Raw genomic sequence first — 572 nt, forward strand, 5'->3', positions numbered from 1 at the left:
AACCTAAACCTAAACCTAAAACCTAAACATCTATTTTATGATGAGGGTTTATTGCTCTTCAACACTTAAGGAGTACTGTAAAAACTTAGCCCCTTGGCTAGATTTCTTATTGGCAACAACCTTGGCTCCAATATCAATATATTCTCCAGCAGCCCCTGGGTTTTCTAGCCCAAGAATGGGAAAGGTTTTGTAGGTTACATTTTTATAGCGTACTCTGAAGTTTTTAAGTTGAATAAGAGGTTCGTTCGCTAGGCTAATAAAGTTGATATCAATAGGGGCTGTCGAGTCTGAAGTAATGTAATATCGGCCTTGTGAGTAGTCATTATCAAGCAAGGTAGAATTGGTAGAGTTGCCAATTGCCCCCTTCCAGTTAACCACAACAGTTGTACTACTACCGCTATTTTGTAATACCGTCGGAAAAGTAATTGGCTGAATTTCAGTAATAGAAATTTGAGCTGAAACCGTTTTCGTTATACAAACCAAACCAATAATGCAAATAGACTTCAATAATTTCGAAGTTATCATTAGATTTTGTTTAATCATATAAAACCACATTGCATATAAAATTATTC

1 protein-coding gene is annotated in these 572 nt (G+C 35.7%); it reads right to left on the bottom strand.

Annotated features, from left to right (window positions below):
- Positions 1 to 48: 48 nt before the first annotated feature.
- Positions 49 to 572 (bottom strand): hypothetical protein (locus BCU84_RS19960; protein ID WP_206747664.1); only part of this gene is annotated, 524 nt, incomplete at its 5' end.

The organism is Shewanella sp. 10N.286.51.B7 (assembly GCF_002873615.1).
In the GTDB taxonomy this organism is placed as follows: Bacteria; Pseudomonadota; Gammaproteobacteria; order Enterobacterales; family Shewanellaceae; genus Shewanella; species Shewanella electrodiphila.